The 12,401-nt window shown below is 38.2% G+C and carries 1 protein-coding gene; it reads right to left on the reverse strand.

The window, feature by feature from the left end:
- Positions 1-18: 18 nt before the first annotated feature.
- Complete coding sequence (locus WN975_RS25295) at positions 19-12,384, reverse strand: gliding motility-associated C-terminal domain-containing protein (protein WP_337968883.1); 12,366 nt, start codon at positions 12,382-12,384, stop codon at positions 19-21.
- Positions 12,385-12,401 lie beyond the last annotated feature (17 nt).

The raw sequence follows: 12,401 nt of genomic DNA on the forward strand, positions 1-12,401 counted from the left end.
TATTTTGGTTATCCTATTTTATTTTAAATAAAGCCATCCAGATTTTTTAGCGGAACCGTTTCCTAAATCCAGAATGTAGAAATAAGTACCTTCTGGTAGCGTTTTGGCAGATCCGTCTGCTTTTCCATCCCAAGTATTATCATAACCTTTTCTGTAATAAACTAAATTACCCCAGCGATTGAATATTTGGAGTTGATTATCTGGATACTGTGTGATACAATCGATATAAAAAGTATCATTTTGTCCATCGTCATTTGGAGAAAACTCATTGTAAATTTTCAAGCAGTTTGGCGATACGGTTGCACTATCCTGATTGTTTGATGAATTGGTATCAATCTGATCCATTTTTACAAGATGAGCTGTATTTACATAATCATTAAAATCTTGTACTTTGGCATTGATAGTTAAGGTTTGAGAACTTCCGGAATTTACTATAGGTATTGTCCAAATAGCTGTTGTGCTGTTGTAAACACCTGATGTTGTGGTGAAACTATTTAGCGAATATCCTTTTGGAAGAATATCTTGGACCTCAACATTTGTGGCAGTCAGATTTCCCAGATTTTCGGCTTTAATAGTAAAGATTACTTCACTACCCATCGGAACATCCGTTTTATCAACTTCTTTGTTTATCGCAATATCTGTCGAAGGTATGTTTATGAATTCAGAATCTTCATCGTCTTCGCTTTGATCACCATTATCATTATTTGGTTTACTATCCGGATCAAATTGATTACTTGCAGTTACCTGAGCGATATTTAGATAATCGTTACTATCAAGTCCATGCGGACTAGCAACGGTCGCTTGATAGGTCAATGTTATGCCGCCAACAGGGACTGTTAAATCAACCCATTTTATAACATTTTTACTGAAGATTCCTCCATTGTTGATATTGCTGATATTGAAAAGTCCTAAAGGAATCATATCTTCAACATCAACACCTGTTGCTATACTTGGTCCTTCGTTGTTGATTTGTATAGTATAATTTACGACCTCGTTTACATTTGCATTTTTATTGCTGACTGTTTTGTCTAAACTTAAATCGGCAACAGCAATTTTAATTTGTAAACTGTCATAATCATCTTCTGTAGTAATTCCGTTATTTGGGGTTGAATCGGGATCAGGAAGATTGCTGGCAATAATCTCGGTTGTGTTGGTATATTCATTAGGAACTCCAGTCGGTGGATTTACTGTGGTATAAATATCTAAAGATTGATTGGTTCCATTTGCAATAGATCCGACATTCCAAACTCCGGTTACATAATTATAAAGACCGCTTGTAGGACTGCTTGTAAAATAGGTAAATCCTGATGGAAGTAAATCTTTAACTACTACACCGCTTGCATCTGCAGGGCCATCATTGGTAACAGTAACAGTGAAAATAACAGTTGAACCAACATCATGAATAGCATTTTCATTTAATGCCGTTTTATTAATGGATAAATCGGCCATAACAATCCTTGGAGTTACAGAAATACTATCGTAATCATCCTCTGTTGTAACACCATTTCCAGGTGTACTGTCAGGATCAAATTGATTTGAATTTATAACTTCGGCACTATTTAGGTATTCATTTGCGGTTCCGGTTGGACTTTTTACAAAGACATTGATCAATAAAGTATGACTGTTGCCAGGCAAAATAACTCCAGGTGACCATAGTCCTGTTGTACGATCGTAACTTCCGGAAGTAGAATTAAAAAATATAAAGTCATATCCTGATGGCAAAATATCTTTAATTGTTACGCCAGTCGCCATACTTGGACCAGAATTGGTTACGGTAATTGAGAATGAAATTTGAGATCCAACGGGAGGAGTTAAATTATTATTTACCACACTTTTCTCTATCGAAAGATCTGCAACAGCAGGAACAGGAGTAGTTACTACAGAAGAAATATCATCCTCTCCGTCTACGTTATTATTTGGCGTACTATCAGGATCGAATTCGTTTGAGGCATAAACTTCGGCCACATTATGATAATCACCTGTATTATTAACTTTTGCGGATATAAGCAGTGATTCTGAACCGCCATTTGCAATTGTTCCAACATCCCATATTCCAGTTGTATCAAAATATTGTCCAGTTGTAGAGCTGTAAACAATATATTCGTAACCGTTTGGCAGTAAATCCTTCACTCTTACTCCGGTTGCTGCTTGTGGCCCGCTATTTTTTACCGTGATTTCAAAAGTAACTGTAGCTCCGAATATCGGACTTAAATTACCACCTACTACTGCTTTGGTAAGAGATAAATCGGCTACGGCTTGAGTTGGTGTAACTGTTGCAGTGGCATAATCATCTTCTGTTGGAACTCCGTTATTTGGAGTTGAATTTGGATCTGGCAAACTGCTGGCAGTAACCTCAGCAATGTTGATATAATTTCCTGTTGCATTAACAGTGGCTGTTAATTGCAAAGTTTGAGAATCGCCATTAAGCAGAGAACCAATATTCCATTTTCCTGTAGTTTTATCGTACGCTCCTTTAGTCGCAGTAAAACTATTATAGGTATATCCGGAAGGTAATAAATCAGTTACTTCGACACCTGTAACATTTTGTGGGCCGCTATTGGTTACTACAATTTCAAATGTAACTGCAGTACCAACTAAAGGTGTAGGGTTATTTACTATTTTAGTTAAGGATAAATTAGCTGCCTGAGTAATTGGTGTTGTAATTACAGATCCGTAATCGTCTTCTGTTGTTACGCCATTATTTGGAGTAGAATCAGGATCAGGAAGTCCGGCTGCTGTAACTTCGGCTACATTTAAATAACTTCCGGTAAGGTTTACTGTTGCAGTAATTTGTAATGTTTCAGATTTTTCATTGATTAAATTACCAACGTTCCATAATCCTGTTGCAGAATTGTAAGTTCCGGTAGAAATTGTAAAACTGTTAAGAGTATATCCATTAGGAAGTAAATCAGTTACCTGAACGCCTGTATTATCCTGCGGACCATTGTTGGTTACTACAACTTCAAAAATAACTTGAGAACCTACTAAAGGTGTCGTATTATTTACGGTTTTAGTTAATGATAAATCCGATGCTTGATTCGTTGGTGTAACTGTTGCAGTCGCATAATCATCTTCTGTAGTAACTCCATTATTTGGCGTTGAATCCGGATCAGGAAGAGATGCCGCTGTAATTTCGGCAATATTCAAGTAATTTCCTGCTGCATTTACAGTTGCTGTTAATTGCAATGTTTCTGATTTTCCATTAACCAAATTACCAACGTTCCATAATCCAGTTGTGGGATTGTAAGTTCCAGTAGAAATGGTAAAGTTGCTGTAAGTATATCCGCTAGGAAGTAAATCAGTTACTTGAACACCGCTATTATTCTGCGGGCCGTTATTTGTAACTACAATTTCAAAAGTAACTTGAGAACTTACTATTGGAGTAGTATTATTCACGGTTTTAGTTAATGATAAATCCGATGCCTGATTCGTAGGCGTTACTGTTGCAGTTGCATAATCATCTTCTGCAGAAGCTCCATTATTTGGAGTTGAATCCGGATCAGTAAGAGAAGCTGAAGTAACCTCAGCAATATTTAAATAATTTCCTGTAGCATTCACAGTTGCTGTTAATTGCAATGTTTCTGATTTTCCATTAACCAAATTACCAACATTCCATGTTCCTGTTATAGGATCGTAAGTTCCTGTCGAAATGGTAAAGTTGCTATAAGTATATCCGTTTGGAAGTAAATCAGTTACTTGAACGCCTGTATTATCCTGCGGGCCGTTATTTGTAACTACAATTTCAAAAGTAACTTGAGAACCTACTATTGGAGTAGTATTATTTACGGTTTTAGTTAATGATAAATCTGAAGCCTGATTTGTTGGTGTAACTGTTGCAGTCGCGTAATCATCTTCTGTTGTTACGCCATTATTTGGAGTAGAATCTGGATCAGGAACTGCACTTGTGGTAACTTCGGCTATATTAATATAATCTCCGGAAGGATTTACCGTTGCAGTTATTTGAAGAGTATGAGACGCAGAAACTGGTAATGTTCCAATATTCCAAAGTCCTGTTATTGGATTATAAGTTCCGTTTGTAGCACTATACGAAACATAAGCATATCCGGATGGAAGTAAATCTGTCACTGTAACGCCAGTTGTTTCTTGTGGTCCGGCATTGTTAATTTCGACGCTAAAAGTTACCTGCGAACCAATTAATGGAGTGCTATTGTTTACTGTTTTAGTAAGTGATAAATCTGCTGATGCTAAGATTGGAGTTGTTAAAACTTCCGCATAATCATCTTCTGTAGTAACTGCGTTATTTGGAGTTGAGTCTGGATCCGGCTGATTGCTGGCAGTAACTTCTGCGGTATTAAGATAATTTCCTGTTGCATTTACTACAGCAGTTATTTGCAAGGTATGAGAGGCAGAAACAGGTAAGAATCCAATATTCCATAATCCTGTTGAAGCATCATAGTTTCCGGCAGTTGTACTGTATGAAATATATGTATATCCGCTAGGAAGTAAATCAGTTACTATTACTCCGTCCGTATTTTGAGGCCCATTGTTGCTTATTTCCAAACTGAAAATTACTTGCGAACCTACTAACGGAGTTGCATTGTTTACCGTTTTAGTAAGTGATAAATCAGCTGAAGTTGGAATAGGAGTAGTTAAAGCTTCTGCATAATCATCTTCTGTTGTACTTCCGTTATTCGGAGTTGAATCCGGATCGAAAACATTTGCTGCCGTTATTTCTGCCGTATTAAGATATATGCCTGAAGCATTTACAGTTGCAGTAACTTGTAACGTTTCAAATTTTCCATTCACTAAATTACCAACTGTCCAAATTCCTGTTATTGGATCATAAGCTCCAGTTGAAACTGTAAAGCTGTTAAAAGTATATCCTGATGGCAATAAATCAGTAACCTGAACACCAGCATTATCTTGTGGTCCGTTATTGGTCACTATAACGGCGAAAGTAACGGGAGTGCCTACAACTGGCGTAGCATTGCTTACTGTTTTTGTAATAGATAGATCTGATGCTTCTGGTATAGGAACTGTTGAAACTTCTGCATAATCATCTTCAGTTGTGATTCCGTTATTCGGAGTTGAATCCGGATCGAAAACAGTTGCAGCCGTTATTTCTGCAGCATTTAGATAGATGCCTGATGGATTTACAGTTGCAGTAACTTGTAGAGTTTCAAATTTTCCATTAACCAAATTACCAACTGTCCAAACTCCAGTTATTGGATCATAAGCTCCAGTCGAAACTGTAAAGCTGTTAAAAGTATATCCTGATGGTAATAAATCAGTAACCTGAACACCAGCATTATCTTGTGGTCCGCTATTGGTTACTATAATTGCAAAAGTAACTTGAGTACCTACGACTGGTGAAGCATTAGTTACTGTTTTAGTAATGGATAAATCAGATGAAACAGGTATGGGAACTGTTGAAACTTCGGCATAATCATCTTCTGTTGTACTTCCATTATTTGGAGTTGAATCTGGATCAAAAACGTTTGCAGCTGTTATTTCTGCACTATTAAGATAGATTCCTGAAGCATTTACAGTTGCAGTAACTTGTAATGTTTCAAATTTTCCGTTGACCAAATTTCCTACTGTCCAAACTCCACTTATTGGATCATAAGCTCCAGTCGAAACTGTAAAGCTGTTAAAAGTATATCCTGATGGCAATAAATCAGTAACCTGAACGCCTGCATTATCCTGAGGTCCGTTATTAGTTACTATAACGGCGAAAGTAACTTGAGTACCAACTACTGGTGTAGCATTAGTTACTGTTTTTGTAATAGATAGATCTGATGCTTCTGGTATAGGAATTGTTGAAACTTCTGCATAATCATCTTCTGTTGTGCTTCCGTTATTCGGAGTTGAATCCGGATCAAAAACATTTGCAGCTGTTATTTCTGCAGTATTAAGATAGATGCCTGAAGCATTTACAGTTGCGGTAACTTGCAATGTTTCAAATTTTCCATTAACTAAATTTCCTACTGTCCAAACTCCAGTTATTGGGTCATAGGCTCCAGTTGAAACTGTAAAACTGTTATAAGTATATCCGGATGGCAGTAAATCTGTAATCTGAACTCCTGTATTATCTTGAGGTCCGCTATTGGTAACTATAACAGCAAAAGTAACTTGAGTACCAACTATTGGCGTGGCATTACTTACTGTTTTTGTAATCGACAAATCTGATGAAACAGGTACAGGAACCGTTGGAACTTCTGCATAATCATCTTCTGTTGTAATTCCGTTATTTGGAGTAGAATCAGGATCAGGAAGATCACTTGCGGTTACCTCTGACTTATTAAGATAATCTCCTATAGGATTTACGGTTGCAGTAATTTGAAGTGTTTCAAATTTTCCATTCACTAAATTTCCTACTGTCCAAACTCCTGTTCCCGAATCATAAATTCCTGTTGACACGGTAAAACTATTAAAAGTATATCCGGAAGGCAGTAAATCAGTTACTTCAACTCCTGTACTATCCTGAGGTCCGTTATTGGTGACTATAACTTCAAAAGTAACTTGTGAACCAACTAATGGCGTTGGATTATTTACTGATTTTGTTAATGATAAATCTGCTGAAGGCTGAATTGGAGTAATAACTGCATTGTCTTCGTCATCTTCGCTTTGATCTCCGTCGTCATTATTTGGAGTAGAATCCGGATCCGGAAGATTACTGGCTGTTACTTGTGCAACATTGGTGTAAATACCTGTTGGAAGCACTTTTGCATCTATAATAAGAGATTCAGAAACTCCAACGTCAACTGTACCTACATTCCATAAACCAGTAGCGTCATTATAGATTCCTGCTGATGAGCTATAATTTATAAATGCAAAACCAGACGGAAGTAAATCAGTTACCTGAACTCCGGTTGCATTATTTGGTCCGCTGTTTGTAATTACAAGTTCAAATGAAACCTGGTTTCCTACAACAGGACTTGTATTTCCTGCCACTACATTTTTAACCAAAGATAAATCGGCAGATGGACCAATAAAAGTAATTTCGGCAGTATCCTGATCGTCCTCTGTTGGAATATTATTATTTGGCGTACTGTCAGGATCGGGTAAATCACTTGCTGTAATCTGAGCGACATTTACATAACTTCCAAGAGGATTTACAAATGCATTAAAAGTCAGATTGATATTGGCTCCGCTTGCTAAAACTAAGTTTTTCCAATCAATAGAAGCATTGGCAACTTGATACACTCCGCCATTAGAAACTGATCCCGGAATTAAACTATAACCAACCGGAATAATATCTTGTACATTTACTCCAGTAGCATTTCCGGGGCCTTTATTAACTACATTAATTGTAAAATTAACTTGTTGTCCTGCTGCTGCAGAAGTTGGAGAAACAGATTTAGTCAGTTCCAAATCAGCTGATTTTAGCGTAATATTGGCACTCGCCATATCATCTTCCGGAAGACCATTGCCCGGAGTACTGTCAGGATCTAATTGTTTCGCGGTTTGTATTTCGGCAGTATTTATATAATTGGCAGCTGTGGCAACATTGACTTTTGCGGTAATCTGCAAAGTAAGAGAGTTTCCGTTGTTTAGATTACCAACATTCCAAATGCCTGTTGTGTTATTGTATTTACCGGCTCCGTTATCACTTACATAAGTATATCCCGGAGGAAGATGATCTGAAACTGTAATTCCCGAAGCATTATTTGGTCCGCTGTTCGTTACTCTAATGGTAAATATCACATTATCATTAATGCTAACGGTCGAAGGTGAAACTGTTTTTTGAAGCGATAAATCGGCAACATCTAATATAAAATCGGCATCGTCCTGATCGTCTTCAGTTAAGATATTATTGTTTGGAGTACTATCAGGATCAAATTGATCGGAGACAATTACTTCGGACATATTTAAATACGATCCTGTTGGAAGAACTACTGCTTTGAAAGTTAAGGTAATTCGGTTTCCATTAGGAACAGTCAGATTGTACCACGATATCGTATTGTCGCCAATATTGTATTGTCCGCCAAAATTTGCTGAACCCGGAATTATCGTATAACCACTCGGAATATAATCTCTTACTGCAACGCCCGTCGCATCTACCGTTCCGCCAAAGGAATTGTTATTAAACACTTGAATGCTAAAAGTTACGGTATCGCCCGCACTTCCTGTCATTGGAGTAATAGATTTAGTCAATTCAAGATCAGCAACAGACAATATAGTAAGAGTCATTGTATCTGATGATACAGTACAATTTCCGTTACTAACAGTCCATCGCAAAACATATGTTCCGGAAATAGTACCTGTAACTGCTGTTGTTGGAGATGTTTCATCGGTAAATCCTACTGTACTTGGACCAGAAACCTGAGTCCATTCTCCCGTGCCCACAGTTGGCGTTGTTGCATTCATATTTACAGGTGAAAACTGAGGTATAGTTTGATCTAATCCTGCATTTGCGGTTGATGGCAAGTCATAAATAGTAACTATGACAGAATCCTGCGAAATACATCCGTTTAGATTTAATGTGGTAACAGTCCAGAGAAATTCATAAGTTCCAGGGACTAAACCTAACATTATTGAATTTTCATTATTTGGTGAAGCAATATTAGCAGGTGGCCCTGAAACTTTAGTCCAGGTTCCTATACCCGAAGTTACTGGCTGAGCGGCCATCGTAACTGATGTAACGTTGCATAATTCCTGATCCGGACCTGCATTTGCAATAGATGGAGGAATATCGTTGAACGTTATTTCAACAGTATCTGAAGAAGGCTGACATAAAGATGGATTGGTAAAAGGACCATTTGTAACTGTCCATGTTAATCGATAAGTTCCTAATGTTGTAATATTAGATAAAGTTGTTGTAGGACTGTTAGGATTATTAATTACAACAGCACCTCCGGAAGGATCATCTCCGGGACTGGCAAAACTCCAAGTTCCAATACCTACTGTTGGCGGAACAGCGGCAGTTTGATAAGTTGTTTGACAAGCGGCTGTATCATCTGGTCCTGCATTTGCAGTACTTGGCGCAGCGTTCATTTCAATTCGCACAACATCTGATAATGTTCGGCAAGAAGTATTTTCAAATACCCATTCCAGAATATAGAGTCCCGGCACAGTTAAACCAGTAACTGTAGTTAATGGAGCAGAAGGAGTCGTGATTACAGCGACACTTCCTACAGGTTGGTAAACAAAACGCCATTCGAAAGTAGAAACATCGGCAGGCGGCATATTTCCAGTTAAAGTGGCTGTTCCTCCAACATCAGAAATACATAAAATTTGATCCGGACCTGCGTTTGGATCTATACTGGCACCACTGAAAATATCAACATTTACTGAGTCTGAAGATCCTGAGCAAGTGCTGCCATCAGGATTCGTTACAGTATTTGTTGTATAGGTAAAAACATAAGTGTTTCCGGGAACAACTGTAGCATTGGCAACGTAATTATCCGGCGGAGATTGGGTAATAACCACATCATTTATATTTCCTGATGTGCTGGTCAGCGTCCAGGTTCCTTTAGAATTTTCATTTCCTTTAAGCTGAATACTGCTTACATCACAAAAAGTCTGATCGGCTCCGGCATTTGCAGCAGGAGTAACCACTACTACAACATCATCTTGAGTTCCGTTACATATAAAAATACTTTTTGCAGTAATGGTCCATCTAAAAGTATAAGTACCAGCCACAAGTCCGCTAATTACTGTATTTGGACTGGAAGGATTTACAATATTTGGTTGATTTGGAGCACCTGTTAAAACAGACCATTGCCCACTTTCAAAAAAACTGTCGTAAGCATTTCCTGCCATTGTAACATTGGTGTTGTTACATATATTTTGATCTGGCCCTGCATTTGCAGCAACTGGCGGGATTCCGATAGTTAAGTTAATATCATCAAATGCGACACCGCAGACTTCGGCATTTATCGTCCATCTAAAAATATAAAATCCACTGTAAGCAAAGGTAAAAACCGCATTAGGATCATGTTCGTCACTTATTGTATAACCACCAACTCCGGAAATTCTTGTCCACGTACCAATTGCGCCACTGCTTGCTGTTGCTGCCATGGTTACGGTAGTACCACATATTTCCTGATCCGGACCTGCGTCTGCCGTGGGAGGAGTATTGGCAATAGTAATAGAAACAGAACTTCTGTTAGGTTCACATAATCGGGTTATAGTTTCGATTGCCCAAGTAAAAACGTAAGTTCCATTTCCGGGAACGGTCACTATTGTATTGGGATCATTTATGTCTGCAATTACAACTCCGGCAGATGGAACTACACTCCAGATTCCATTTTCTAATGGAGCAGGAGTATTACCGCTAAGATTGAAAGAACTTGTACCAGAAGGATAACAGGCATCCGGACCAGCATCAGAAGTCGATGAAGCAGTTGCATTATTTGTGCTAATTGTTACAGTATCAGAAATTGCTGCGCTGCACGATGGACCAGGATGAAGATAAGATACTGTCCATTGTAATACATATGTTGATGCTGTTGATGTAAAACCTGTTGCGACTGCATTTGGATCATTTACATCAGAAAATGTAATCGTACCGGGACCTGAAACTTTGCTCCACGTACCAATTTCACCACTCTGAACAGGTATTGCATCGAGAGTTACTTGTGAGTTAGAACATACGAGTTTATCTGTTCCGGCATTAGCATTAGCCAGAGAACTTCCCGATACATAAATAGTTACTGTAGCAACTGAAAATCCACATTTTGCGCCGCCGCCTTTTGTTATATATTGAAAGACATATTCTCCCGGAATAAGCCCTGTAACTTGTGTGTCTACCGCAAAGATGTCAGCAATTACAGCCTCATTAGGACCGCTTAACTGACTCCAAAAGTGTAAACCTGCATCTGTCATAACTCCGGATAAAAGTGTACTTGTATCTCCGCAAGGCAAACTTACATCTGAACCTGCATTTGAGGGAGTTGGCTGACCGGACACCAGAATATTTAAGGAGTCAAAACCAAAATCACAACCAATAGGAAGCGATCCGTCTTGCTTTCTTATAAATTCGACTATATATTCACCCGAAGTAACAAGTGTAAGCGTTAAGGAATTTCCAATATCTGTTAATGCAGTTGGAAAAGGACCTAGGGGAGAAGTGCTGGGACCACTCACAATTCTATATTGATTGTAACCAGTTCCTGTTACCGTAAGCGGTATTGTAAATACAGTCGCATTACAGCTTCCTATTAAATCATCGCCGTTATTAGCAAGAATTGTTCTTGTTGAACTATTAAATTGTACAATATAATCTTTAGTAAAAACGCAACCAGTATTATTATTTGTAAGCGTATATCTAAATCTATAAGGATCTCCGGCATCAGAGATATTAGTAACTAATGTCGTTGGGTTATTAGGCGAAACAATTACAGCGCCTGCGTCTCCTTGAATTCGTGTCCATTGTACAGTTTCACCTGCATACAAAGGAGTTTGGGCAATAAGTGTTACTTGATTAATAGTGTTGTCGCAAAAGAAAATATTTTCATCTCCCCCCGAAAGAGTAGTTACATCCTGTGTTGCCGGAGGAACTACAATAGTAACAAGATCATTACCCGAAGCACATGGCCCGGTAACAGTCCATCTAAAAGTATAAGTTCCCTGAACTAGATTAGAGATTTGTGTTTTGTTTGAATTTGGGCTGCCAATAGTTGGTGTATTAGGACCACTTACAAATGTCCATTGACCATTTTGTCCATTAAGACCACAGCCGCCATAAGTTCCGGTAAGATCTGTAGTCTGTGTAGTAGTATAACAATTGCTTAATGTTTGGTCAGGTCCGGCAGAAACCGGTTTAACTCCACCATAATTTGTCACAGTAATCTGTGATGTCGTTCTGCAGCGTTGTCCTGCAGCATATTCAGGGCCTTCTATAACCCATTGAATTGTAGTTGTGCCACAACTTGTTGGAGGTAATGTTATTGTTGAAGTTGGTAAATTGGGAAAATTAATTACAACACCTGCATTATTAGCACCAACTATTTCCCAATAAGCCGTTTCTCCGGTATTTTGAGGCGCATTCGCCGTAATTGTCAAAGTTCCCGAACTATTTGGACAGCTTACTACATTACCTCCTGCATTGGCAATAGTAATAGGCTGTACATTTACGACTTTATCCTGATAGGTAGATACTCCATCTCCGCAAGTTGCACTATATCTAAAAATATAAGTGTTTCCTCCTGTATAACCGGAAACACTAGTTGTTGGATTATTTGGAGAATTGATTACTACGGTTGGTCCTGATATTTGCGTCCATAAAACATTTCCAATAATTGGAGACGGATTATTTCCTGATAGAACCAAAGCATCTGTTTCACAAATAGTAACATTCAGAACTCCTGCATTTACCGTACAGTTTTGCCCAAACGTATTTATCGAATAAAAAAATAGAATAAATACGGTATAAAATAATTTTTTAAAATAATTCTTAATTTGTATAGATCGTTCCATAGGCTGCAGGATTGCTG

The organism is uncultured Flavobacterium sp. (genome assembly GCF_951805225.1).
Classification (GTDB): Bacteria; Bacteroidota; Bacteroidia; order Flavobacteriales; family Flavobacteriaceae; genus Flavobacterium.